29 protein-coding genes are annotated in these 25,135 nt (G+C 41.4%); 23 read left to right on the top strand and 6 right to left on the bottom strand.

What is annotated here, in order from left to right; all coding sequences use genetic code 11:
* Position 1: 1 nt before the first annotated feature.
* The 7 genes from MKX60_RS15240 to MKX60_RS15270 all read left to right on the top strand — a co-directional run bounded on the left by MKX60_RS15240 (position 2) and on the right by MKX60_RS15270 (position 6,847).
* Entirely contained in the window at positions 2–829 is an 828-nt protein-coding gene (locus MKX60_RS15240; protein WP_076285375.1) for a MetQ/NlpA family ABC transporter substrate-binding protein, read from the top strand.
* 18 nt (positions 830–847) lie between these two features.
* Positions 848–1,654 (top strand): pyrroline-5-carboxylate reductase, encoded by an 807-nt coding sequence (gene proC / locus MKX60_RS15245; protein ID WP_076285376.1) that lies wholly within the window; start codon positions 848–850, stop codon positions 1,652–1,654.
* A 2-nt stretch (positions 1,655–1,656) separates the two neighbouring features.
* On the top strand, positions 1,657–2,421 hold the full coding sequence (locus tag MKX60_RS15250; protein WP_076285377.1) for a VOC family protein: 765 nt from the start codon (positions 1,657–1,659) through the stop codon (positions 2,419–2,421).
* 418 nt (positions 2,422–2,839) lie between these two features.
* Positions 2,840–4,024 carry an NAD(P)/FAD-dependent oxidoreductase gene (locus tag MKX60_RS15255; RefSeq protein WP_076285378.1) on the top strand — a complete coding sequence of 395 codons (1,185 nt, stop codon included), beginning with the start codon at positions 2,840–2,842 and terminating at the stop codon, positions 4,022–4,024.
* 39 nt (positions 4,025–4,063) lie between these two features.
* The gene (gene sigJ / locus MKX60_RS15260; protein WP_341060226.1) at positions 4,064–4,927 is read left to right on the top strand and encodes an RNA polymerase sigma factor SigJ; all 864 of its coding nucleotides are present in this window, start codon (positions 4,064–4,066) and stop codon (positions 4,925–4,927) included.
* Between the two features lie 220 nt (positions 4,928–5,147).
* On the top strand, positions 5,148–6,110 hold the full coding sequence (locus MKX60_RS15265; RefSeq protein ID WP_076285380.1) for a helix-turn-helix transcriptional regulator: 963 nt from the start codon (positions 5,148–5,150) through the stop codon (positions 6,108–6,110).
* A 110-nt stretch (positions 6,111–6,220) separates the two neighbouring features.
* Complete coding sequence (locus tag MKX60_RS15270; protein WP_076285381.1) at positions 6,221–6,847, top strand: type 1 glutamine amidotransferase family protein; 627 nt, start codon at positions 6,221–6,223, stop codon at positions 6,845–6,847.
* Positions 6,848–7,017: 170 nt separating this feature from the next.
* On the opposite strand, the gene MKX60_RS15275 is transcribed toward MKX60_RS15270, so the two are convergent.
* Together MKX60_RS15275 and MKX60_RS15280 are read right to left on the bottom strand one after the other, a co-directional pair.
* Positions 7,018–7,266 carry a GyrI-like domain-containing protein gene (locus tag MKX60_RS15275; protein WP_341060227.1) on the bottom strand — a complete coding sequence of 83 codons (249 nt, stop codon included), beginning with the start codon at positions 7,264–7,266 and terminating at the stop codon, positions 7,018–7,020.
* Positions 7,253–7,447: a hypothetical protein gene (locus MKX60_RS15280; RefSeq protein ID WP_076285382.1), complete on the bottom strand. Its 195-nt coding sequence runs from the start codon at positions 7,445–7,447 to the stop codon at positions 7,253–7,255. The genes MKX60_RS15275 and MKX60_RS15280 overlap by 14 nt, the downstream gene beginning before the upstream one ends.
* Before the next feature lie 266 nt (positions 7,448–7,713).
* Between MKX60_RS15280 and MKX60_RS15285 the strand changes: the two genes are divergently transcribed.
* Positions 7,714–7,812, top strand: coding sequence for a sporulation protein YjcZ (locus tag MKX60_RS15285; protein WP_139328621.1), 99 nt, complete (start codon positions 7,714–7,716; stop codon positions 7,810–7,812).
* Positions 7,813–7,896: 84 nt separating this feature from the next.
* Here the strand turns inward: MKX60_RS15285 and MKX60_RS15290 are convergent, their stop codons facing one another.
* Positions 7,897–8,616 carry a class I SAM-dependent methyltransferase gene (locus MKX60_RS15290; RefSeq protein ID WP_076285383.1) on the bottom strand — a complete coding sequence of 240 codons (720 nt, stop codon included), beginning with the start codon at positions 8,614–8,616 and terminating at the stop codon, positions 7,897–7,899.
* 395 nt (positions 8,617–9,011) lie between these two features.
* Here MKX60_RS15290 and MKX60_RS15295 point away from each other — a divergent pair, with 395 nt between their 5' ends.
* Both MKX60_RS15295 and MKX60_RS15300 read left to right on the top strand, forming a co-directional pair.
* Positions 9,012–10,004: a hypothetical protein gene (locus MKX60_RS15295; protein ID WP_076285384.1), complete on the top strand. Its 993-nt coding sequence runs from the start codon at positions 9,012–9,014 to the stop codon at positions 10,002–10,004.
* A gap of 15 nt (positions 10,005–10,019) precedes the next feature.
* Positions 10,020–10,280: a helix-turn-helix domain-containing protein gene (locus tag MKX60_RS15300; RefSeq protein WP_076285385.1), complete on the top strand. Its 261-nt coding sequence runs from the start codon at positions 10,020–10,022 to the stop codon at positions 10,278–10,280.
* A gap of 42 nt (positions 10,281–10,322) precedes the next feature.
* On the opposite strand, the gene MKX60_RS15305 is transcribed toward MKX60_RS15300, so the two are convergent.
* Positions 10,323–11,219, bottom strand: a complete 897-nt coding sequence (locus tag MKX60_RS15305) for a LysR family transcriptional regulator (protein ID WP_076285386.1) — start codon at positions 11,217–11,219, stop codon at positions 10,323–10,325.
* A 105-nt stretch (positions 11,220–11,324) separates the two neighbouring features.
* Here MKX60_RS15305 and aroA point away from each other — a divergent pair, with 105 nt between their 5' ends.
* From aroA to MKX60_RS15325, 4 genes are all read left to right on the top strand, one after another.
* Positions 11,325–12,671 (top strand): 3-phosphoshikimate 1-carboxyvinyltransferase, encoded by a 1,347-nt coding sequence (gene aroA / locus MKX60_RS15310; protein ID WP_341060228.1) that lies wholly within the window; start codon positions 11,325–11,327, stop codon positions 12,669–12,671.
* A gap of 18 nt (positions 12,672–12,689) precedes the next feature.
* Positions 12,690–13,745, top strand: a complete 1,056-nt coding sequence (aroC, locus tag MKX60_RS15315) for a chorismate synthase (protein WP_042189513.1) — start codon at positions 12,690–12,692, stop codon at positions 13,743–13,745.
* A gap of 117 nt (positions 13,746–13,862) precedes the next feature.
* Complete coding sequence (locus MKX60_RS15320) at positions 13,863–14,780, top strand: hypothetical protein (RefSeq protein ID WP_076285389.1); 918 nt, start codon at positions 13,863–13,865, stop codon at positions 14,778–14,780.
* Positions 14,781–14,857: 77 nt separating this feature from the next.
* Entirely contained in the window at positions 14,858–15,385 is a 528-nt protein-coding gene (locus MKX60_RS15325) for a DNA topology modulation protein (protein ID WP_076285390.1), read from the top strand.
* A 329-nt stretch (positions 15,386–15,714) separates the two neighbouring features.
* Here MKX60_RS15325 and MKX60_RS15330 read toward each other — a convergent pair whose 3' ends face one another.
* Positions 15,715–16,389 carry an SOS response-associated peptidase gene (locus MKX60_RS15330; protein ID WP_076285391.1) on the bottom strand — a complete coding sequence of 225 codons (675 nt, stop codon included), beginning with the start codon at positions 16,387–16,389 and terminating at the stop codon, positions 15,715–15,717.
* A 301-nt stretch (positions 16,390–16,690) separates the two neighbouring features.
* Between MKX60_RS15330 and MKX60_RS15335 the strand changes: the two genes are divergently transcribed.
* The 4 genes from MKX60_RS15335 to MKX60_RS15350 all read left to right on the top strand — a co-directional run bounded on the left by MKX60_RS15335 (position 16,691) and on the right by MKX60_RS15350 (position 19,964).
* Positions 16,691–16,906, top strand: a complete 216-nt coding sequence (locus MKX60_RS15335) for a hypothetical protein (RefSeq protein WP_076285392.1) — start codon at positions 16,691–16,693, stop codon at positions 16,904–16,906.
* 342 nt (positions 16,907–17,248) lie between these two features.
* Positions 17,249–17,896 (top strand): FusB/FusC family EF-G-binding protein, encoded by a 648-nt coding sequence (locus MKX60_RS15340; protein ID WP_341060229.1) that lies wholly within the window; start codon positions 17,249–17,251, stop codon positions 17,894–17,896.
* Positions 17,897–18,097: 201 nt separating this feature from the next.
* Positions 18,098–18,571 carry a MarR family transcriptional regulator gene (locus tag MKX60_RS15345; RefSeq protein WP_341060230.1) on the top strand — a complete coding sequence of 158 codons (474 nt, stop codon included), beginning with the start codon at positions 18,098–18,100 and terminating at the stop codon, positions 18,569–18,571.
* A 157-nt stretch (positions 18,572–18,728) separates the two neighbouring features.
* Positions 18,729–19,964: an MFS transporter gene (locus tag MKX60_RS15350; protein ID WP_042189497.1), complete on the top strand. Its 1,236-nt coding sequence runs from the start codon at positions 18,729–18,731 to the stop codon at positions 19,962–19,964.
* A gap of 76 nt (positions 19,965–20,040) precedes the next feature.
* Here the strand turns inward: MKX60_RS15350 and MKX60_RS15355 are convergent, their stop codons facing one another.
* On the bottom strand, positions 20,041–20,265 hold the full coding sequence (locus MKX60_RS15355; RefSeq protein ID WP_341060231.1) for a hypothetical protein: 225 nt from the start codon (positions 20,263–20,265) through the stop codon (positions 20,041–20,043).
* 171 nt (positions 20,266–20,436) lie between these two features.
* Between MKX60_RS15355 and MKX60_RS15360 the strand changes: the two genes are divergently transcribed.
* The 5 genes from MKX60_RS15360 (at position 20,437) to MKX60_RS15380 (ending at position 25,110) form a co-directional block, all read left to right on the top strand.
* Complete coding sequence (locus tag MKX60_RS15360) at positions 20,437–21,276, top strand: DegV family protein (protein ID WP_076285397.1); 840 nt, start codon at positions 20,437–20,439, stop codon at positions 21,274–21,276.
* A gap of 196 nt (positions 21,277–21,472) precedes the next feature.
* On the top strand, positions 21,473–22,177 hold the full coding sequence (locus tag MKX60_RS15365) for a response regulator transcription factor (protein WP_042189491.1): 705 nt from the start codon (positions 21,473–21,475) through the stop codon (positions 22,175–22,177).
* Positions 22,155–23,573, top strand: coding sequence for a sensor histidine kinase (locus tag MKX60_RS15370; RefSeq protein ID WP_341060232.1), 1,419 nt, complete (start codon positions 22,155–22,157; stop codon positions 23,571–23,573). Before MKX60_RS15365 ends, MKX60_RS15370 begins: the two co-directional genes overlap by 23 nt.
* A 41-nt stretch (positions 23,574–23,614) precedes the next feature.
* Complete coding sequence (locus MKX60_RS15375) at positions 23,615–24,724, top strand: AI-2E family transporter (protein WP_042189487.1); 1,110 nt, start codon at positions 23,615–23,617, stop codon at positions 24,722–24,724.
* A 35-nt stretch (positions 24,725–24,759) separates the two neighbouring features.
* The gene (locus MKX60_RS15380) at positions 24,760–25,110 is read left to right on the top strand and encodes an Asp23/Gls24 family envelope stress response protein (RefSeq protein ID WP_042129003.1); all 351 of its coding nucleotides are present in this window, start codon (positions 24,760–24,762) and stop codon (positions 25,108–25,110) included.
* Positions 25,111–25,135: the final 25 nt, after the last annotated feature.

A 25,135-nucleotide genomic window follows, 5' to 3' on the forward strand; every position in this document is an offset into this window, starting at 1 on the left:
TATGAAAAAGTTGATAGTAGTGTTGATGATAGGGGTTCTAGCGGTGTTGACGGCTTGCGGGAATAGTCAATCCGATAATTCTGGAGATAAGAAGAAGCTTACCATTGGATTTGGTGTGGGAACCTATGAGGAGCAATTCCGCCAATCGATCCTTCCGATCCTAGAGAAACAAGGCTATAGCGTTGAAATTAAGTCCTTTTCGCAAAACATGCAGGTCAATCCTGCGATGAAGGAAGGCTCCATTGACGCAAGTATCTTCCAAAGCACAGCATACATGGAGGCAATCAACAAAGAAATCAAAGCAGACATGGTAGGAATTGCTTATGCGCCTGGTGCACCACAAGGTCTTTATTCCGTAAATCATACTACACTTGACGATGTTAAAGATGGTACAACCGTAGCTGTTCCGAATGATCCGGTGAACCAAGAGCGTGCACTGCGTATCCTGGAAGAATTGGGTTGGATCAAGATTAAAGATGGCGCAGGCGTAGCTGATTTTAACATCAACAGCATGGAACCGGATAAATATAACATTGATATTAAAATATTGGACCCTGCTCAAATCCTAGTTTCACTGCAAGATGTTGATTACGGCGTTGTAAACGGGAATTATATTGCTAATTCAGACAGAAAGATTACGGATGCCTTGAAAATCGAAAATACGCCTATGGAACACAGAATTATCGTATCGGTTAATAAAAAGTATGAAAATACACAGTGGGCGAAAGACTTGAAAGCAGCTTATGAATCTAAAGAGTTCGAAGAATATATTCGTGGAATAGAGAAATATGATGGTTTCATTCTGCCTGAAGCATGGGACAACAATTAAGTAAGGAAGTGAACGCAAGTGACACAAGAAAAGATTCATTTTATTGGTGGAGGACAGATGGCGGAAGCGATCATTCGCGCATGTATATCCAACAACACCCTGTCGGTAGATCAAATTAGTATATCTGACATTAATGAAGCTCGTCTTCAGTTTTTGAGTACCAAATACGGAATAGATACGAAGAGCTCACAGGAGCAAAGCCTATCTACTGCAGATCTGATTGTCGTTGCGGTGCGTCCACAGGATGATTTAACTACACTTGGACAAATCGTACAACAATTCGCTTCACCTACCGCAGTCATCGTATCGATTGTGGCAGGTGTGACGAATGTCCAATTAGCTGGTTATTTTGGAGCTGAGAGGTCCATTATCCGTGTCATTCCAAATACATTGACGGATACAGGCTACGGATATAGCGGTGTAGCATTAAATGCTTACGCTAGCCGTGATCAAGTGGAGCATTTCTTACTCGGATTTGGTAAAGTGCAATATCTGGATGAGACATTAATGGATATTTTCACTGGATTTGGTGTGGCTGGCCCCAACTATATTTATTATTTCATTGAGTCTTTTGTAGATGCAGGTGTGCTTGCCGGATTGCCGCGTGAGCAAGCCTGGAATGTTGCACTGGAGAATATGATGGGATCGGTAGCTATGCTGCAGCAGACAGGGCTGCATCCAAGACAACTGCTAGATATTAATAATTCACCTGGCGGAGTTGGGATGCATGGCTTGTACGAATTAAATAACAGTGATTTCGCAGCAGGTCTGCAAAGAAGTGTTCTGGCAGCTGTGAAGCGTACTACTGAGCTAGGAGTGAAGTAATCATGGCAACAGTGAAATGGGATCACTTAGTACACTACGTCAATGATCTGTCTAAACCGGTTGAAATCTTTAGAGCTCATGATTTGGTTGCTTTTAAGGGAGGTTCTCATAAAGATTGGGGAACCTATAACGCATTAAGTTATTTCGGGCTAACCTATCTAGAATTTCTGGGCATTGAGAATCTTGAGTTGGCAAAGGCAACTGAACATAATCTAGTGGTGAAAGACGCTGTAAAACTTCTGCCGGAGCATGAAGTCTTGAGCAGAGTAGTCATCCGGACAGATGATATTGAAGAAGTAGCGGATTCCCTTAAGGCAGCGGGTTTATCACTATCTCCAATCATCGATGGGAAGCGTCTAGATAACGAGGGAAGATTAATCGAGTGGCGCATGATGACTATCGGTGGTGACTTTCAAGGCCTAGTCTATCCGTTCATCATTCAATGGAGCGGGATAGATGCAGAGAGGTTAGAAAGATTATCATCGTCTGGAGTCATCCAGCCTCATCCTGCAGGTCATGTTGAAATCGTGCGCTCTGTATTCCATGTCTCCGATCCTGCAGCTACCGCTAAACACTGGGGATCGATATTCGGATTGCCTGTAACAGAGTCAGAGGAAGGTACTTTTATCCTTACGATTGGAGATAAGTCTTTTGCTTTCGTACATGGGGACGAGAACCAGTTCAAACAGGTGTTTTTTGAAACGGATTCGTTAGCGCTGAAAGGGAAGACGGTTCAGATCGGTGACGGGGAGTATGTTTTTATATAAGGCATTAGTTTCTATATAATTTAAGATGAAAAGACTTGCTCGAAGGTATTGATACCTCGAGCAAGTCTTTTTGCTATCCATTGATGTGATTTTTTGTTTTAATCAATTTGTAAACCAGATGAAATTCCATTTTATAGTAAGATAACCATGATAACGAAGATTGAAAACCTCGAGTATGCAGTTAAGAGATAACTTTCAACGGATTAATTCATGTACCAAAAGTATAGTATCCACTTTGATTGGGATTGCAATTGAAGAAGGATGTATCCCTTCTGTTGAGATTACTTTGAATAACAAATGTTTTTTGCGATGATAACTTTTTCAAGTACAGATAATCGGCAGTCATCGAAATATCGTTGTTGTCACAAAACGACTCCTTATCTCGTTTTATATGCAGACGGAATAAGGAGTGGTTGCAATGAAAGAATTGACATGCATCGTTATTGGCGGAGGATATGCAGGTATTAATGCAGTTAAAGCGATTCGGAAAACATTTAAGGGGCAAGCAAGTAAACGAACACTCCGACTTATTTTAATCGATAAGAACACTTATCACTTTCGCAAAGTATTGCTTTTTAAGCCCGCGGTCGGAGATGAAGAGATTACTATCCCTCTGACTAGGTTATTTCCCGAGGGGGTTGAATTCGTTCAGGCTACTGTAACGAAAATCGAATCAGGGGAAAGAAGGCTACTTTGTCAGGATGCTGTAGGAAATAAGAATTCGATAAAATATGACTTCCTCGTTTTGGCGGTGGGCAGCGTCGTGCGGCAACCCGACCCTGATCAAGGAGGTATGGCATTAGCGAGTTTAGACGCTGCGTGGAAGATCCGAGAGGCATGGCGCGCGAATATAAAGAAAGCTGTAAAGGAAAAAAGCTCGAAAGAACGTCAGAGATTAATGACCATTGCCGTTGTTGGAGCGGGCATAAGCGGCATCGAGATATCTGCCGAACTAGCTTATTTTTTTCGTAATGATGCGGTATCATTGGGACTTGACCCGAATGCTGTAAGGATAAATTTATTTAACGCGAATAAGAGACTTTTCCCAGAAGGCCCGGCAAAAGTAGGCCTTAAACTGGAACGTTCACTTGACGCTTGCGGAGTAACTACCTTACATGGAAGTAGGGTATTACAGGAGAAAGAGGGAGTGCTAACCTTATCTAACGGCGAGACGATGTCCGCTGGCCTATGTGTCTGGACGCTGGGGCTGTTACCCAACCCAATGCTGCAAAGCATCGGGTTACCGATCACTCCGGAAGGATACGTGATCGTAGATGCAAGTTATCGGGTTCAAGGGGCCCAGGGTGTATACAGTATCGGCGACTGCGCGCGAATCGTAGACCCTGCTACCGGACGGGTGGACGGGAAGACGTGTAAGGAAGCGACCGCCCAAGCAGCAAGGCTTGGAAAGATTTTATCGGCGGATATTGCAGGGCGTCCGGCACCCATGCATAGGGAATTTATTGACTTTTTTTGTTTTGCCTTAGGTCCGGAGCAGGGAATGGTATGGACACATCAATGGGGGTTAGATATTATTTTTACAGGAAAGCTGGGTTGGCGAATAAGGAAATTCACATGGGATTCGGCAAGTCTGTTAAAATAATGTAACCAGAGGGTTAGTGGAAAAGGGTGGAATTTTAAGATGCAAGAGTTATATGAGCATTATAAAGGGCTGCTTTTTACGCTTGCCTACCAACTGACTGGATCGGTCTCCGATGCGGAGGACGCTGTGCAGGACGTATTCCTGAAGTTGTATGATGTAAAGCTGGATCGATTGGTTGAACCTAAAGCATATTTGTGCAAAATGGTAACTAATCGCTGTCGGGATTTATTCAATTCGGCGCGTAAGCGGCGGGAACAGTATTTCGGGCAATGGCTTCCTGAGCCCCTTCTTACTCCGAATGATGAATCGTTTGAATCGGTTGTTCAAGGCGAGCTGCTGTCTTATGCTATGCTCGTCTTGCTTGAAAGGCTGTCCCTTACGGAACGAGCAGTGTTCGTGCTTCGTGAGGCGCTCGGCTTTGAATATGCTAATATTGCTGAGCTCGTTGGCAAAAGCGAAGCGAATTGCCGCAAGCTGATCAGCCGTGCGAGAGGAAAAATGGGGATTACCCCCGATGAACCAGTCAATCCCGAAGCTGCAAGCGAAGAGTGGGTCCGTCGACTCCTAGCGGCTCTCGAACAGGGTAACGTGGATAGGGTTGTATCCATGCTCGCTAAAGATGTCGTGTTGGTCTCAGATGGAGGGGGTAAAGCCTTCGCCGCCGTCCATCCTATTGAATCGCGCGATCTCGTCTCCCGTTTCCTTCTCGGCTTAACTCGTAAGGCTCCTCATTACGAAGGAGGCGTGCATGTAGAAATGAGGGATATAAATGGCCAAACAGGACTCGTTGTCCGTTCAGGAGATGGCATCGTAACTGTTGCGCTAATGCATGTCGAGAGAAATTCGATTCGCAACTTATACTTTGTTAGGAACCCAGATAAGCTGAGGCATTTATTGAAATGAAAAGAGGATTTGAAAAAAATCGCCGTTAGAACAGTTATGGAGATGCGGGGAAGTGAGCACTCCGGTAACACTAACGGAGTTGATTACTAATAACAAGGAATTCAGGAGTGTAACAACACTACTAGGATCAGAATAAAGGAATACAGTGGATTAGCCAACAAATCACTTAAAGTGCTTGTTAGAAGTTAAGTTTAGTGGTAATCAAAGTGAGGGTTATGTTATGCCAAAAAATGATAATATGCTAAAAATTCTATGGATGTTGAATTCGGGAGAGAAATTGACTGCAAAGCAGATATCGGAAAAGTTAGAGATGAATATAAGAACAGTTTATCGGTATATTGATGCATTATGTGCCAGTGGTGTCCCTATCATATCCGACACAGGGCACAATGGCGGGTATAGCTTGCTGCACAATTTTATCAAATCTCCTCTGCTATTTAGTATTGATGAAAAAAAGACACTGCTTCATGCTGCCCTATTTGCAAAAGAAGCCGGATATCCTTTGAGTGAGGCATTAGAGAATGCAACATCTAAGTTGAAAATGTATTCGAATCAGGAGCAGGAAAGTATACTAAGCCATCATTTAGCCGGATTTGAAGTAATAAACCGCAAGGGATACCCCGCTGTTCAGCCGGTATTGCAGGAATTGGAGCACGCTGTAGCAAATGAATGGTCTGTAGAAATTTCTTATCGTAACAGTCATGAAGAGCAGTCCCCAAATAGGGTAATAGACCCCTATGGTGTGGTTAATTGGAACAATAAGTGGTACACAATTGCATTTTGCCACCTGCGGAATGAGATCCGCAGCTTTCGGGTAGAACGAATTCTGAACATCACACGCACGCCATTCTCATTTAGGCGTCCCAATGATTTTTCAGCGCGTACTTTTTTTATGAAAAATCTGTTACCAGATGTAGTAGGTAAATCCGAATTAATTTCTTTAATTATTGGTGGCAGGGCAGAGGCGTTGGATGATTTATGCATACATTGGTTTTTGGAGCATCATTTGCAGGAGCGGACATCAACGCAAGCAATTTTTTTACTTGAGGAAGAATCACTGTATACATATGTTCCGTATATAATTCTTCCCTATGGGAAATCCATTCAAGTTTTAGAGCCACAGAATCTAAAGAATAAACTTGTGGCGGTTGCTTCAGAGTTAATGGAATATTATCAAGTTTAACAACTTCACTGACAGCAGATGTCAGTGAAGTTGTTTTATTATAATGATAACCACTCATTAAAGATGAATGGTTGCTGTTACCTAATAAACTTTATGAGGAGCACTTAGAAATGAATAATACAGTATATCTTTATGTGTTTGATACCATGTCCGATTGGGAAATAGGTTATTTAGCCGCCGAACTGAACTCTGGAAGACACTTCAGACAGGGGCTGGCTCCAGCAAAAATAGTCACCGTTGGGATAGAAAAGACTCCAGTAACTACAATGGGCGGATTGAAAATAATGCCTGACATTAAAGTGGATGAGTGCAGCATTAAAAGCGTAGATGCACTGATTTTACCTGGTGGAAATACATGGACAGAAGCTATTCACGTGCCCATATTAAAAATTGCCGAGATGTGTTTAAAGGAAGGGATAGTAGTTGGAGCAATTTGCGGTGCTACCTTAGGACTTGCTCAAGCAGGATTGTTAGATTCACGTTGGCACACAAGCAATGATTTGGCCTACCTTAAAATGATTTGCCATTCTTACACGGGCGAAGAATATTACAAAGTGGAATCTGCTGTCACCGATGGGAAATTGATCACCGCATCCGGAGTAGCTCCATTAGAATTTTCTGTTCATGTTTTAAAAGCGCTAGATGTATTTTCTCCAAAAACATTAGACGCTTGGTATAGACTTAATAAAACTCAGGAACCTAAATATTTCTACGAGTTAATGAATTCAATCCAATGACAGTATAGGGATATTAGGCATGTGGAGTGCTGTGTGTTGTTGATTCACTAATAATGTCTGAAGACCACATTTACCTATAAATAGAAGCCCAGGCGTATTCAACGCTTGGGCTTTTGCAGTTTGGTCTAAGCCGCGCTATCATCCAATAATTCTCTAGGGGGTCATGATTTTTATTTGATCGGAATGTACAGATCTACTTTGGAATCAGGATGATCATATCCTAAATATCGTTGATCGTATAGCTCAAAATCCTCACGCTCGTCCATTTCCTCTTTCGTGTTAAGGAACCACGTTCCCCAAATATAATGGAACGTTTGGGGAAGCGTGCGCAGTGTACCAGTGTGAGTGAATACGGCGTAACGCCCCTCTGGAATTACCTTTTGTACAAATTTTGCAGGAAGTCCTTCAAAAGAATCCACTTCGATGCCAGCGACCTCCGTAAATAGCACCGTCTTTATATTCTGTTAAACCAAAGCCTTCGAGTTTACGAGTGTAAGCAATCTTATGTGCTGTATTTTCTGAAATAATATTGCCTAGCTTATACCCAATTTCATAGCTTGTTCCTTTCAAATCCAGTGTATGAACGGAAATCGTTAACATCCTGTTCCCTCCTTTTTTCTACAGTTTAAGGTGGAAAGGGAAGCAGTGCATGATATTTTGTGCTGTTTTTTTCGCTCAATACCAAAATCAGTTTTTTTACCGCATAACAGAAGTTAATGGAGGATATAACAAAGGACCAATTCGTAATTATTTCCGGCGTGAGTAGGAATTTAAAATCCGTCAGCTCATGTTATTTAGGTGATAGTCCATACTTTTAGAATAGTGGCGCATATTATATTTTAGGAAGTAAAAGGGAGGGATAATCAATGAGCTGTGGAGTTGGAGGCAGATTTACTTCTACTGGAGAAATTTTGGTTCTTTATATCTTATTGGTAATTATATTATCTGCTTGTTTCTTTGTATAATAGCAGGCTATCAGAAAGAACAATAGCCACTGTTCCAAGGCTATTGTTCTTTTTTTTGCAAATGTTGATGGACATGCCAATCCTTTATTTCGTTCCAATAACGAGAATAAATCCGATGTATTCATGATAACGGTCCATTATACTGTTGTACTTACTGATCACTTCCCAAATCGTGTGGTCAAGAAAGGAATCAGTGTCCATTTGTTGATAATGGTCTGGATGCTCTGTAAGATCCTCACTTGATTTAGGGAACAAGAAGGGACCATCTATCTGTGAATGATAAAATCCCATAGTGTTTACTAATGCTGACCATTTATTAAAGTCCCATAGATTCTTTACATGATAAAATGTACTAATCATTTGATTAATTTCTGTAGACATAGGTTTATATTGAATCATTTCTCTGTCAAAAAGCTTGCCTCCAGTCCGCAGAACCCTATAATATTCCGAGAATGCCTTTTCTGTATCAGTGAAAATGGATACAGACTCAACAAGAATCACATCAAATGACTCGTTAGGAAAAGGAAGCGAACTTGCGTCACCTACTAAGAATTGAATTATAGATTTCTCTTTTTCAGCCCGTATTTTTGCTTTTGAGATCATATCTGGGTGAATATCTATACCTATTACATCATGACCTTGTGCAGCTAAATAACAAGATGTTCTGCCAGTGCCACAACCAACTTCAAGGATTCGGGAAGCAGGTGGTAGTGGATATTGTTCAAATTGCTTTAAAGTTGCAGTAAACCCTCCAGGATGAGCATTTCCAACACCTAATTTAGCAAGCATATTCAAATATTCCATGAGTGTAAATTCCTTTCACTGCGGGTCTTATTTTATAATATGAAAAAAAAATAACTTTGTACCGCAGTGCTAAATATTAATGACTTAAAAACATACATAAAAAGAAAATGTTGGTTTATTTTTAAATTAAAAGCCAGGTCGTCAAGCAATGTGCGTAATTGCTTGACGATCTGGCTTTTTTTGCTAAAAAGGATATGATTGTCCGTTCTTTTAGTAGTCTCCGATTACAAGTTGGGGTTTTATTTAATTTATTCAAGAACGCTTGAAAATAATGTAAATGTAGAGTATTGTAAGTGATAAGTAGTAAGTAGTAAGTAGTAAGTAAATCAAAACGCTCACCATACGGAATAAATATCATCCAGTAAATACGAATTTATGGATAGGGGTGGATGGTTATGATGGATTTAAAATTAGCACCGAGTTTTTCAGTGATCGCGCTTAATGCACAGAGAAGTCTTCATATGACTACTGTCAAGAAAGTGTCTTTACGCTGTATGGCAGCAGCGGTTATATTGGAGCTTTACTTAGAGGGATGTTTTACGCAATCAGAGAACAAGTTAACTTTGCCCAAGGAAGGATTTGATCAAGCTCATTCAGCACTTTATAGAGAAACGGTTCTACAGCCCTTGCTTCACAAACATGCTGAAGTGAAGGGTGATCTTAATTGGTGGGTAAAAAAGGCCTCCATGCTGTCTAACAAACAATTAAAAAAGTTCGAGACCGCGATTTCAGATTATCTTAAAGCAATGGATTTGCTTGAAGATATCCCAAGTCTGTTAGGGAGCGACATGTATTTTGATACTGCCGAAGTTGAAGTTAGAGCGTATCGCAGTAATATGGAGGCGTACACAAGCATTACAGAGAACATTCGCGCAGAGATTTTGGAAGAGGGTTCAGTAACGGATGAGGTCATTTGTATGCTGTGGCTGCTTCGTGAATGTGGATGCATGCATGATTTCTTCTCGCTAAATGAAATAGAAAAGGTAAATATCAAACTACATGATCTATACCAAAGTAATTTATGGGCAAAGGCATTGCTTCCAATACAAATTCGCCATGGAATTGAGCTGGGAATCAAACGCTTTTTAGAATTGAAGACAAAGTTTGCGAAGACTTTTATCGGTAGTAGCATCAATCTTTTATTCCCTGCCCTAGAGCCATCGCGAGCTGTCTTTATAGAAACAGAGTCTTGGTTTGATAATTCTAATCAAAGACTAGACGCAGTTATTACAAGATTATTGTCCTATGGACATGAAGTTAAGGTGATGGAGAGAGGATCGATTGCGACCCTTAAAATTGATAATTTGTTATACGATGCGATCCCGCATTTTGTAATGATGAAAGTGCCAATCCAAGGTGTGCGTCTTGTTCCGAAGCGCCCGCTGTAAAGGAGTTGGTAATCAATGTCTAGACAACGCTCCATGGAGAATATTTTGGCTTCAGAGTATGTATCTATAGGTGAATTGGTAAGAATCACAAACTCTCGTTATAGTACACTCAAACATTACACAGAAGAAGGCATGCTTCCCTTTGAACAGGCCGAGGAGAATTTAACACGCAGATATAAAAGAGAGAAAACCGTCGCACGCATTCTTTGGATCAAAGAGATGAAAACAAACGGTTTATCTATCCCGCAAATTAAAGGAGCTTTAGGAATGAATTAAACATCGGGATTCCCGGTGTTTTTTGCTTTTTTAGTCAAAGAATTATAAACCCTCAGATAGCCGTGCCCCAATCATCTGAACAAATTGCTCAGCCGCAATAGACAGCTTTCGATCCCGTCGTACTGCAAAACCTATACTGCGAGGTAAAAGCGGATCTTCTAACTTCAACTCATGAAGCTTTCCACTATGAAGATCCTCTTGCACGAAAGAACGGCTGATAAAAGCTGCCCCATACCCTAATCTGGCGAACTCTGCTAGCAGTTCTATGCTCCCCAATTCAATATCTGGAATTACCGATAATCCCTTAGTCGCAAACCATTGTTCAACAAATACTCTAGTGCTGCTCCCTTGAGAAAATAAGATTAAAGGCAGCTCTGACACTTCTCTCATGGTTAGTGAACGACTAGCTAATTCTTGATAGGCTTCACCTACTACAAAACAATCCTCTAACACAGCCAGCGTCTGTATATTTAGCAGTGGATCGTGAAGCGGCATATGGACAAAGGCGCAGTCGATCTCACCATCTTTTAAACGCTTAGTGATGTCTGGCGTCTTCCCATGAGAGAGACGAATTCGTATACCTGGGTATGTGCTATGAAAGGTATTCAACTGCGGCAACAAAAGGTGCTTGATCAGATAATCACTGGCTCCGATTCGTATTTCTCCCTCATTTAACTGCTTCAAGCTCTCCAGATGCTTCTGTGCAGAATCCAGCATGGAAAAGGATTGCTCCACATATTCAAATAGCGCTCGTCCTTCTTCTGTAAGCTCTACACCTTTGGACAGCCTGTGAAACAGCTTCAGCCCTAAGGCTTCTTCCATTTGTTTAATGGCATAACTCACAGAAGGCTGTGTAATATGTAGTTCCCCTGCAGCTTTTGTTAAATTTCGATGACGTGCCGTTTGCCAGAAAATACGATACCACTCCAAGTTGAACATGTGGTATAGATCACCTCTATATCATTATGGTAAAAATCCAATTTCATTTATTTCATTTCATTCATTATAATCAGGCTAGAGGAATAATTCAAAGGGGTGGATGAAGTGGAATCCAATCAACCGGACTTAGAAGCACGTTCTCCATGGTCAACGAATAGCGATAAACACATAGTGAAGATTAGCCCAGCGAAAGCGGTAATCAATGGGACGATAACCATATCAGGAAGCAAAAGTCTGACGAATCGGGCCTTGGTAATCGCTGCTTTAGCTGATGGACGTTCAGAAATAAAGGGAATATTAAGAAGTGATGACTCTTACTGGTGTATTGAATCATTAAAAAAACTGGGGATTCCCGTTGTGATAGAAGAAGAGACAGCTGTTGTGGATGGATGTGGCGGCAACTGGCCGAATCCGACTGGTGAGCTATATGTAGGAGCGGCAGGTACGGTTGCGAGATTCTTACCGGCTGCACTCGCGGCAGGGACTGGCACTTGGACAATGAATGGAAGTAAACGGCTTTGTGAGCGACCACTCGCGCCATTACTCAATGCATTAACAACCCTGGGTGCACAATTTGAGTATAAACAAGCCGACCGTTGTTTACCTTTTACATTAGAGGCAAAAGGTCTGCAAGGAGGAAAGGCAACCCTGCCCGGCTCCACTTCAAGTCAATTTATAAGTGGATTACTGCTAGCCGCACCGTATGCCAAAGAACCGGTAACCGTGTATATTGATGGAGAAGTTGTGCAAAGAGACTATGTAGAGATGACCCTTACTATGATGGCCTCCTTTGGTGTAAAACCAGAAGCATCTCAGGACGGTCAATCGATAACGGTTCCTGCAGGAAAGTATCAAGGTCACACGATCACTTTAGAGCCTGATGTATCCACATGCTGTTACTTTTGGGCGGTAGCTGCACTTACGGCAGGACGTGTACGAATTGAAGGGATCAATGCTAGCAATACAAGTCAACCTGATATCGAGTTCTTAGACGTTCTGGAGGTAATGGGCTGTACCGTTGTTCGTGGGGAGAACTTTGTTGAAGTACAAGGTGTCCCACGGCTTAAGGGTGGATACACAGTGAGTATGAAGAAGTGGTCGGATCAAACACTAACAATGGCTGCTATGGCTATTTTTGCAGATGGTCCAATCACTCTAAAGGATGCCGCACATATCAGACATCATGAATGTGATCGGATAGCCGCGATATGTGAAGAAATAAGTAAGACCGGAATACGTGTGGAAGAGTTTGAGGATGGTCTAACGGTATATCCGGATCAGCCAATCCCAGCTTTACTAAATTCTCATGACGATCACCGGATGGCTATGGCGCTTTCTTTAATCGGCTTGAAGATTGAAAATATTCAGATTAACGACCCTGGTTGTGTCTCAAAGACCTGTCCAGATTATTTTGACCGTTTGTCAGCGTTAGGCGTACAGGTCCAATACTAAATAAGGAGTGCATATATAATGGCAGGAAATACATTCGGTGAAGTGTTCAAAATTACAACCTTCGGTGAGTCACATGGTGTGTCGGTAGGGGTCATAGTGGATGGTGTAACACCAGGCGTCGAGATTAACGAAGCGTATATACAGAAACAGATGGATCGGAGAAAACCGGGCCAATCTTCAGTGACTACTCCTCGTAAAGAATATGATGTTGTCCACATACAATCTGGAGTATTTGAGGGGAAAACAACAGGTACACCGCTCTTTGTAGTTCTTCAAAACCACGATATGAGACCAGAAGCGTACAGCGAGATCCAGGACGCTTTTCGTCCGGGCCATGCCGATTTTACTTATTTAGAGAAATACGGCATTCGGGATCATCGCGGTAGCGGACGTGCTTCAGGTAGAGAAACTGCGGCAAGAGTAGCTGGAGGTGCGATAGCTCGTAAGTTGTTAGAGAGAAGAGGCGTACAGGTAGTAGCATACACACAAGAAATCGGAGGCATAAGATGTGAATCCTTCGATGAGGGTGTGATTGAACAAAACGCTGTCCGTGCCTGTGATCCAATTGCAGCTGACAAAATGATTAAAAAAATTGAGGGGTTAGCCGAGATTGGGGATAGCTGTGGTGGCATTGTAGAATGCCGTATTCGTGGCGTGGTTCCGGGTCTTGGAGAGCCGGTCTTTGATAAATTGGATGCAGAACTGGCGAAAGCTATGCTTTCCATTGGCGCTGTTAAAGGGATAGAATTTGGAGCTGGCTTCGAAGCAGCAACGATGCTGGGGAGTGAGCATAATGATGCGAGGAATAGCGATGGTTTTCTAACTAATCATTCCGGAGGAATCATCGGGGGGATTAGCACAGGACAAGAAATCGTATTTCGGATCAGTGTAAAGCCTACTTCGTCCATCTCTGTGCCACAGCAAACGACTAACATCAAAGGGGAAGAACAAGAGATTCGCACCGAAGGCAGACATGATCCATGTATTTGTCCGAGAATCGTACCTGTCGTAGAGGCTATGGCTTGTTTAGTACTGGAGGATCAATACAAACGACAAGCTGCTATGCTTGGATAATTCTAGAGCGGCATAATGGTGATGTTTGATTTTGACATGATCATTGAATTATTTTCCATTTAATGATATTTTTAAGATCGATTCATTGTCTCAGTCTACCCTGGAAGGAGCTGTACCATGGAACGATCAATTTTTATGAAAAGCATTGCTGCCCCTCTCGGCTTAATCCTGTTCTTGACCAGTATCGGTCTTGCCATTTCATTTGCCGTCCCACAGCGGTCAAAAGCAGCGGTTGTTAAGTCTTCTTCTGCTTTTAGTTTGTTTGAGCAAAGAGTGAAGAAACCTTCATCTCTCAGTCTGGCCCAAGCCACCTTAGTCAATCGTATTGATGAGATGACGCCAGCAGAGGCTAATTTAGCCGTTTTACATTTGGAAAATGCCCTGAAAGCTTATCTACCTACAGCAATCAAACGAATGAATACGCCTGCTATTCAACAAGATATCAAAGATATTTATACTCCAGGCATGTCAATGGTGCTGGCTCGATCCAAGGTGAAGCAGTCCCAGACCCGTGTTGTTCTACAGGACTTGACTGCCATGGACTATAAGCTTGTATTGGGTGGCGGACGCTTTTATCCAATCATTCAATACAAAAGCTTCAAAGTGTTCAAACCTTACGTCTCCAAAGATTTGCAAGCCTATATCGAGCTGATGGCTACTGAGTCTGAGCAACCCTCTGCTGTGAACGGAACTTTGCTGATCAACTGGTACAAGGTCATAGAACGGGCTATGGCATATGAAGATTTTTTGTCAACCTATAAGTCTTCCAACCGTACAATAGCTATTAAGGAAGCCTATAACGTAGCCAAAGAATATGTGTTTAACGGTACCCAAAACTCTCCGCTCTTTGATAAGATAACGCAAGTGATGAGTGAAGAAGCGGCAATTGCATACGAGAATACATTGTCAGAAGCGGGGCCAGAGCAGATTGAAGCCAGCCCACTACTGATCCAGCTTGAAGAATTTTTGATGCTACTGGAGAAGAACGGGGATAAGAAGACGCAGGCTGTTAAGGATTTTCTGAAATCGATTTAAGCTATAAAAATTTCAAAATAATAACTCTTGGAAGGCACTAACGTCCTGTTAGTGTTTTTTTTGCGAAAGGAGAACCTATGAACCGAATACTAGTCATTGGATCTGCTGGATCGGGCAAATCTACCTTGTCTCGCAAACTACATTACATACTTGATCTCCCTGTTGTACATTTGGATACCTATTACTGGAATGCCGACTGGGTTCCTAAACCAAATGAAGAGTGGAATAATATTGTCGAACAATTTATCAATGAAGAGCATTGGATCATGGATGGTAACTATTCAAGAACGATGGATATCCGAATTAACAAAGCCGATTTAATAATTTTCTTAGATATGCCTAGACTTCTATGCATCTACCGAATTATCAAACGACGAATTATATATCACAAGAAATCCAGACCGGATATGAATCAAGAATGCCCAGAAAAATTAGATTGGGATTTTGTGAAATGGGTTTGGAATTATAGAAAAAAAGGTCGAGTGAACACTATAAAGAAACTTGAGCAGATTAAAGGACGTAAAGAGGTTGTTATTCTGAGAACGAGGAAAGAGATGGATGAGTTTATAGGGAAGGTGGAGAAGGAAGGGGCTGGTCTGGGATGACTTGCAAACTGTTAGTTCAATCTGTAAATAAGTCATTAGAAATTGTTGATTTGTACTTTGTACAAGGATGGTGTAGATACTATCACAACGGGTCATCCTGCGGTTAGAAAGTTTAACAATTCTAAGTTATGGGATGATCCTGAATGGGTGGATGGTGTTTTTGAAAAGCTTGAACAATATAAATTCGAACTGAACTCTTGAGCATGTAATTGGATGAAGAGCCAATAGAAATGATAAGCAATAAAAGCAGCGATGTGCTAAGGTTTTAATTCTCAGCCCTAGCACCGCTGCTTCATTTTTAGAGCATCTAATCCAATTCTGCTATCATCTCAAGGCTTTACCCAGGATCCCTTCAGATCCATTTCTCGAATACATTCAGCCGAGTCGTTCCTGTTGTCGTTAATCATTGGTGTGACCGGGTACACCTGCATTTCATCTGCTGAATAAGGCCGCAGAATCGGATTCAGTGCTTCCAGATCATTTGTCTCCTCATCAAGCCATCGAGTGATATCCTGTGGGGACAAAATCGCCGGCATCCGGCTCTCAAATTCGCTAATCAGTGGATTGGCATCTGTCATGACCAGAGAGCAGGTACGAAGAGGCTCCCCGCGCGTATCCCGCCAAATTTCGTATAGACCAGCCACTCCGAACATACTGCGATTATTCATGACTACCCGAACTGGATAAGTCTTCTTGCCTTCTTTTTTCCAATAGTAAAATCCATTGCAAGGGATAATACAGCGCTGCTTGTCCACCATCTTGCGATAGGTTGGATTCTGATGCACATTTCGGAGATCCGCATTGATCGCATCTTTACCCCAATAAGGAACGAATCCCCAGCGGAACTCATCCAGAATTCGCTCACCATCCTGCTGTAATACGACAGGCATATCCTGTGTGGGACTAATATTATAGCGGTCTTTATAGTAGTACATCACCCGTTTGATCTCAAAATGATCCCTAATGTCTTGTAGTTCGGCCGCCAGAGAAAAACGTTGACACATGAAACATCAGCCTCCTTTTGTTTCGTAGTGTTTGTAAAAGGAGGTAAATTATTCATGATTTCCATGGTCATTCATTCGCATTTTTTACAGTAGGCGGTTATTTTAGCAATCACTCCGTATTATGATGTAAACAGACTTAAACTGTTTCCAGGTATGGAGGTGGATATCGCGAGACAGGTCATATCCTGCTGATCGGACTTAAGGAGAATGTTCTAGCAGTTCGGGCTTTACTGGATGAGCATACGCAGGAGGGGGATTTTATTACTTTCAAGGTGCTGGACATGGCCGACGAACATAACCTTTGGAAAATCATCCCTTCCGAACTTCTACGCCATTACATCAACTGGACCCGGAGCTGCTTCGGAGATTAGATGCTTTTGATTTCAATGCAAAGGATATTTACATGCAGGGGGCAGAGACTTATAAGAACCTGATCACACCATTTGCTGAAACGCTTGGTGTACCTGTGATTGCCGGTAGTGATAGTCATCAATGTCTGCAATATGGGATGTTCTGAATCGGTTGAATGTTACCTGCTCGACGGTTGAGGAATTGAAAGAAACTTTTGAAGCAGCTCATTGGTGAAGCACCTTCCAGAGATGATGCAGAGGTTGGCAACATGGTCTAGCCGATTCCAAATATTCCTGGTATACTTTTTTCGTAAATGTAATCGGAGGTGGTACTGTGCTAATGCTGGTTTGCCCATTAGCTAGAAGTTCCTCACGCAAAGCCTAAATTAGGGCGATACTTTGCGTGAGGTGCGATAGGATGGATGATCGCCCAAACTAAATATTATCGTTTCTAATAATGGGCTTTGCACCTTATGGATTGTTCAAAACAAATAAGGGGCTGAAGAGCAATGAATACACCATTTATTAGAAACCATCAATATAATTTTATTAAAAAACAAACAGACATCCTTCTAAAAACACTGCGAACTGTAGCGGATCGAAGAGTCTTGGAGACGGTAAGATATCGTTCATCGTTGAATGTAGTAGAAGCTTTTTCAACACTAAGTGATAGTCAGGAACAGCTGCTGCAACAAATATCTGCCTTTGAGACTGCATACGATTTTCAGAAGTATCTTAGTGGATTAGAGCCTTATTTAGAACCTTATCCACAGATTACACCCAAACAGATTCAGAAGCTATTCCCTAAGAATAAGAAGCTGAAGGTACCTGATTTATCAGCAATCGACTTTCGATATATGACATATTTGAGCTGGATAGATATTGCTACCAATAAACTATTTATTGTATATCCGTTCGAAGGGCAGTTTATCGGTATTGAGGGTAGAATGACACCAATGAACAAGAAGGGGTATTGCCTGTTCTGTAATCGGCAGCAACAGCTCGCCTTCTTTACGGTCAAGACCAGGCTTGCGAAATCTTCGCCGGATGATTACTCCTCCATTGGCCAATATATTTGCATAGAGAGCCAAGAATGTAATCATAGGATTACGAATACAGCAGCGTTAGAGAGATTCATTCTCTCCACTCGTGCATAATGTTAGGATTAGCAAAGGCTGCTTTTGTAGGTAGCTTCAGACTATAGAGCAATAGGGTTTTGAAACGAATGATTTCCGTTTCGAAACCCTATTTACTGTTCGTTCAATTCTGAATTAATTATTTTGAATATTGTTGAAATAGAAACAAAAAAATAATGTGATATAATATTGTTAATGCAAGAGTGGGTGGGAGGACAGGTCATGAACAAAGAAGATCAGATCCTAATGGGTGTCAGGGACCTATATAATAAGATGGTTTGGCTTAACAAAGATAAGATGGAGGCAAGTCTTAAGGGTTATACATCTTCCGAAGTACATTGTATTGAATACATTGAAAAAAATGTAGATTCCAACGTAACAAAACTTGCGGAGTCCTTTTTTATGACTCGCGGTGCCATAAGTAAATTAACTAAGAAACTCATAGAAAAAGGCCTGATCGAAAGCTACCAGAAGTCGGATAACAAAAAAGAAATCTATTTTAGGCTTACTGAGCAAGGAAAAGTAATTTATAAAATCCATGAGAACCTTCACAAAGAGTTTCAAGAGCGGGATAAAGCAGTCTTTGCGCAGATAACCGAGGAACAATTTGATAGTATGCTTAGTTTCGTGGAAAAGTATAGTAGTCATTTGGATGCGGAAATAAAGAAACAGGGTAAAGATATTAAATCGGAATAAAATTTGAATAATGAAAATGAAACCACATGCAGTCGGGCGCTCTATGGAGAACGGCTGCATTTTTATTGTTATTATTTTGTTGACAAGGAAACGAAACGGCGATACGATAAACATGTTTCCTAGGAATCAAAACAGTAACTTTAAGGAGTGAACATAAATGTCCATATTTAAATCACACAATGAACAGAACACAGGACAATCCGTAGATAAACACGCCTTAATATTCGGTCTTATCTCTGTGTTTCTTTGCGGAATAGGCTTTAGTATCATAATGCCTGTCGTCCCATTCTTAGTGCAGCCTTATACAAGCAGTCCTGGAGAACAAGCAATAGTTGTTACGATGCTGACCTCGGTATATGCAGTCTGTGTATTTTTTGCAGCCCCCGTACTTGGAGCTTTGAGCGACAAATATGGCCGGCGTCCATTACTCTTAGTATGCCTGTTGGGTTCCGCCGTCGGGTACTTGGTTTTTGGCATAGGAGGGGCTCTATGGGTACTATTTGCTGGACGTATAATCGAAGGGATAACAGGCGGGAGCATAAGCACGATCTTTGCATATTTTGCAGACATCATTCCTTCGCAGCAGAGAACCAAATACTTCGGATGGGTAAGTGCAGTTGTAGGTGTAGGCACCGTCATTGGCCCAACGATAGGCGGATTACTTGCTAAGTTTGGTTATTCTGTTCCCTTGTATTTTGGAGCAATCATAACTTTATTGAATGTTGTTTATGGATTCTTTTTTATGCCAGAGAGCCTTGCCAAGAAGAATAGACTGAAAGAGATCACCTTTGTAAGACTGAATCCATTTTCACAGCTTGCAAACTTACTTTCTATGAAAAACTTAAATAGGCTGCTAGTCTCAGCGTTTTTACTCTGGATTCCTAACGGATCTTTACAGGCAGTATTTTCTCAATTTACGATGGATACTTTCAGCTGGAAGCCTGCACTAATCGGACTTATGTTTTCGATTATGGGTCTCCAAGACATCATTTCACAAGGTTTGATCATGCCAAAGCTTTTGAAGAAACTTAGTGATAAACGTATAGCAATTCTTGGAATGGCTTCGGAAATTATCGGTTACAGTTTTATTGCGTTATCTGCGTTGTTCTCATTCTATCCTCTTTTTATCGCTGGAATGTTTATATTTGGCTTTGGGGATTCGATCTTTGGGCCTTCATTTAACGGGATGCTTTCCAAGTCTGTCGATTCTAGTGAACAAGGTAGGATTCAAGGAGGTAGCCAATCTATTCAGGCTTTAGCAAGAATGATTGGGCCTATCATTGGAGGTCAGATTTATGTATCACTTGGCCATGCCGCACCCGCATTTATGGGGATGATCCTTATAGCAGCGGCCATACTCGTTTTGTATAAGCGTCCAGATGTAATTATGTAAACTACCTACGTTTAAGAACATATAAAAATAGGGTTTCAGAACTCAGGGACAAGTTCTGAAACCCTATTTGTCATAGTTATTGTTTGTTTTTGGAATCTTTATTGATAACCCGTGCAGGACGAGTTACCCAGTTCGTACGATTCATCGGTTTAACTGTATCAATTCTGGTATTTGACGGTTCATTTGAAGCTTCAGTCGATTCTGTTTGAGTAGATGTTGTAACTTCTTGATCCACGCTTTTTTTCCTTGATAGTCCTGTTCCATCATGCTTGCCTCGGTTCCATACTCTTCCCTTACTCATACATACACTCCATTTCTATACGCTTATTCATAAACCATATCATATTAGGACAAGTTAAGGAAGAAAGACATAAGCACAAATCGAAGGATTTTTCAAGTTATATTGGTTACTGGAGATTTCATTTGGCGATAGCTATAATAGTACTGATATTGAAAGGAGAGTACTTATATTATGGCAATCAAGATCATAACAGATAGCGGTTCTGACCTACCCCTTGACTACATGGAGAAGTATAATGTTTCCGTGGTCCATCTACCGGTTCATTTTGGGCATGAGTTAATGCCTGCGGATACGGATACGAAAACCTTTTATGCTAAAATGAGTGAATCCAAGGAGCTACCTACTACGGCAAGTCCAAGTCCAAACCAATTCCTTGAGACATTCAGGCAAGTAGAGGAAGGTACTGACATTATGGTCATTTGTATGTCCTCTAATATTAGTAGCACTTATCAGACGGCTATGATCGCTATGGAAATGTATCAAGAAGAAGGACACACCAATGCGATAGAGGTTATAGATTCCAAGACCTTTTCTGGCGGGTTGTCGCTGATCGTGGGCCTTGCGGCGAAGTGGTCACAGACTTGTTCAAGTCTGCAGGAACTGAAGGACAAGGTGCTTCAGCAAATGGATGAAGTTCGCGCATATTTTACACTGGATACACTTGAGAATGTAATGAAGGGCGGACGTCTAAGCCGGATATCAGGAGCGGTTGCTTCCGTGCTAAATATCAAACTACTGCTTAAAATCAGCGAAGAGGGTACTGTTGAGGTAGTGGAGAAGACCCGGGGTCTTACAAAGGCATTAAACCGGCTGCTTGCGCATTTGGATGAGAAGCAGCATGACTACGAGAAGGCTGTTATCGCTATAGTACACAGTAACTGTGAGAAGCTTGCACTTGAGATTAAAGAACGCATCTTACAAAAGCACCCGTTCAAAGAAGTTTTACTCTCAAGTATGGGACCTGTAATGGGAACCTATGCGGGTGAAGGTGGAATTGGTGTTGCTTTTTAATAGGACTCCGAGGGCGTTTATATTTGCCAGCAGATGTTCAGATTTCTGGAATTATACGATCGTACATGGGACGAGTTCCTGTGTGCGATTTTTATTTAAATATAAGAATTTGATGGATGTAATAATTTAGCTATTCTTTAGATTGCGTTTAGGTGGGTTTAATAATCGAAGATTATAGTTAGATGGGGTGATTACTGTGTATACAATTCTAATCGCAGATGATGAAGCAGAAATTGTGGAATTGTTGAGATTATATTTAGAGAAAGAGTACAACATTGTGGAAGCGAACAGTGGGACCGAAGCGTTAATGCAAGTGCAGAACCAAAAAATTGATTTAGCGATTCTTGATATTATGATGCCTGGTTTAGATGGACTGCAATTATTGAAGAAAATTCGTGAGTTCCATCATTTCCCGGTGTTGTTTTTATCTGCAAAAAGCGAACATTACGACAAAATACTGGGACTTGAACTCGGTGCCGACGATTATATTTCTAAACCGTTTAATCCATTGGAAATTGTAGCTCGTGCAGGAGCTTTACTGCGGCGGGTACATCATTTTGACGCACAGATTATTGAAGAAAAGGCAGCTGAACAAATTGTGTTGGGAGAATTGAGGCTTGATCAAAGCCAGTGTCTGCTCTATCGTTCAGGAGAGCCCGTCGTTCTTACCTCTACTGAGTACAAAATTCTGGAATTAATGATGAAACAACCGGGTCGGGTCTTTACACGAAAAAAAATATATGAGGCGGTATGGGAAGATTTCTATGTGTACGAAGATAATAGTATCATGGTACATATCAGTAATATCCGGGAAAAGATCGAGGAAGATTCCAAAAAGCCGGTTTATTTAAAGACTATTAGAGGGCTGGGATACAAAATTGAAGCGCCTATGGAGCAATAGAGATCAACGACCTTTACAATCATCGCTGACGCTGGATTTTTTGTTATTCATCTGCATTTTGTTTTTTCTTGTGATTGTTTATTATTTGTTCATTAACCTTGATGTGACCCATTTGTTCGAAAAAAATAAAATCGCTGATCCTGATTTGAAGGTTGAAGCGAGTGCCTATCGAGATAATCTGGAGCATGGGATAGAAACCAAACGGCTTCTGCGTAGCGGTGGGTGGATTGAGATCTTGGGTCAAGACAAGAAGGTCATCGACGTAGTTGGAGATAAGAAGGACGATGTAACACAATATACCGACAACCAGCTCTTAAATAACCTGGAAAACGGAGAAGATCAGGCGTACTTCTACTCGTTGACTACACGTAATAATGAGAATGAATCAGAGTGGCTGCTTTTGAAAATCCCTAGAGAAGTTATCGACATTTCAATTAATAGTGATCCATTAGTTGAATACTTCAACCACTCGCTTTCATACTATGTTTTTTTAGGAGTTGGAATGGTTCTCTTGCTTATTATCGTGTACAGCTATTGGGTGGCACGAAGAATCAGGAAGCCGCTGCGTATTATTACGCTTGGTTTGAAGCAGATGATTGAAGGAAATTATGATACTCGTATCTCGCTATATGCAGAGAAAGAATTTTCGCAAATTGGGGAGACTTTTAATTATATGGCGGACGTAATTGAGAAGACAACGAAAGAAAAACGTCAAGCAGAAGAAAGTAAGAAACGCATGATGGTTGATCTTTCTCATGATCTGAAGACACCCATTACGAGTATACAGGGGTTTGCACAGGCGTTGGTTGAAGGTCGTGGTGAGGACGAAGAACGCCAGAAACGTTATTTAACCTATATCTATAATAAATCCTCGCAAGTGACCAAGCTGATTCAAAATATGGTGGAGCTACTTAAAATAGATTCCCCAGATTTTTTACTACGAATGGAGCGTCATGAATTGGGCGAGTTTATTCGTGAAATCGTTGCAGACTCCTATGGTGAGATTGAACAAAAGAACTTCATCCTGCAGCTGAATGTTCCTGAACAGGAAGTCTTCGCAAGCTTCGATGCGGAGCTACTCTCGAGCGTAGTTCATAATTTGATCTCCAATGCTTTGACCTATAACCCGCCAGGCACTCATCTGCGAGTGGAGGTTATCCCCTCGGAGAGCGAGGTTACCATTGAAATTGCAGATACCGGAGTAGGCATTCCTGAAGAGCTTTGGTCAACGCTTTTTGATCCGTTTGTTCGAGGAGATAAAGCGCGGTCAACTACAGGTGGAACGGGTCTTGGTTTATCCATTGCTATGAAAAATACAGAGAAAATGGGTGGAACGCTTCATCTCAGTCGCGGAAAGAAGGAACCAACGGTATTCACCATACGTATTCCCAAATAACGAGATGAAAGACACCCGAAAATAGAAGATAGGAGAGAACTATGGCTAAACTGAACACATTCATTCGAGTTTGTATAGCGATCCTTTTGGTGTTAGGCATCGTATTTTTAGGCTCACAAGTTAATTTTATTTTCAGTCCAATCTTGTCTTTGTTTAATGTTATTATCGTGCCCTTAATGTTGGCAGGATTTTTCTATTATTTACTCCGACCTCTAATCAATACTTTGGAGAGATATAAACTAAATCGCTCTGTTGCGATCATCATCGTATATGTGGTCATTGCATTGCTCTTGTTTGGTTTTAGTATTGGAGTATGGCCTTCACTTCGAACACAGCTAATTAATTTTGTCGATAATATGCCAAATCTGATCGCAGCCGTGAATCAGCAGTTATTGAGGCTCGAGGACAGTGGATTCTTGGCTTCTATTATCCCAGCAGATATGGATCTTGCTTCCCAATTGACTGAATATTTGAATAAAGGATTTAATCTGATTTCGAACTACGTAACGGGACTATTCTCCTTTGTTTCAAATTTCGCGATTATTTTATTTACCTTTCCTATTATGTTGTTTTACATGCTTAAGGAAGGTGGGAAATTTGGTCGTAAGATTGTAAGTTTCTTTCCAAAGAAGTATCGTGGAGAAGGGACTACAATGATGAGTGAAATTGACAGTGCGTTAAGTGGATTCATTGTTGGTCGGGTATTAGTCAATCTGGCACTTGGTGTTCTGATGTATATTGGTTTCCTTATTATTGGACTACAGTATGCATTGTTGTTGACAGTGATTGCTGTTGTGATGAATTTTGTACCTTTCATTGGTGCAATTCTCTCCAGTATCCCAATTTTCATTATCGGATTCATCCAATCGCCGTCCATTGCAGTATGGTCCATCATCATCGTTCTTGTAGCTCAGCAAATTCAGGATAATCTGATTGCTCCCTACATTTTTGGGAAAAAGCTTGATATTCATCCGCTGACAACGATCATCTTAGTGTTGGTTGGTGGAGATATAGGCGGGATTATTGCGATATTGCTGATTATTCCATTGTATATGATTGTGAAAATCCTCTTGACCAAAGTGTATAATTTGTTTGTTAAGAACCACAGGGCAGAGTCAGAGGTAGAAGTAGAGGTAGAGGAGAGCCTTTAATATCTCTTAAATTAACAAATATGGAGGTTGTTTATATGAATGAAGGAACGGAGCAAGGATTAATTCATATCTCAGATGATGTAGTCACATCGATCGTTGGACAGGTGGTTCTGGAAACGCCAGGTATAGCCGGGATGTCAGGAAGTAATATTTCGGACAACTGGGCCAAACGTTTGGGCGGTAAAAATGTGAAAAAAGGATTGTCTGTAGAAGTGAAGGAAGTAGACGTTGCCATCGACCTGCGGGTTATTGTTAATTACGGATGTGTGATTCAAGAGGTCTGTTATATGCTGCAAAAAAATGTGCGTAATGCTGTGGAGAATATGATGGGCTTGTCCCTTGTTTCGGTAAATGTGAAAGTTGAGAAGGTAGCCCTTCCAGTATAAGGATATCTCTCAAATAGGCACCGTG

It is taken from the genome of Paenibacillus sp. FSL R5-0914 (genome assembly GCF_038004525.1).
Taxonomy (GTDB): domain Bacteria; phylum Bacillota; class Bacilli; order Paenibacillales; family Paenibacillaceae; genus Paenibacillus_AQ.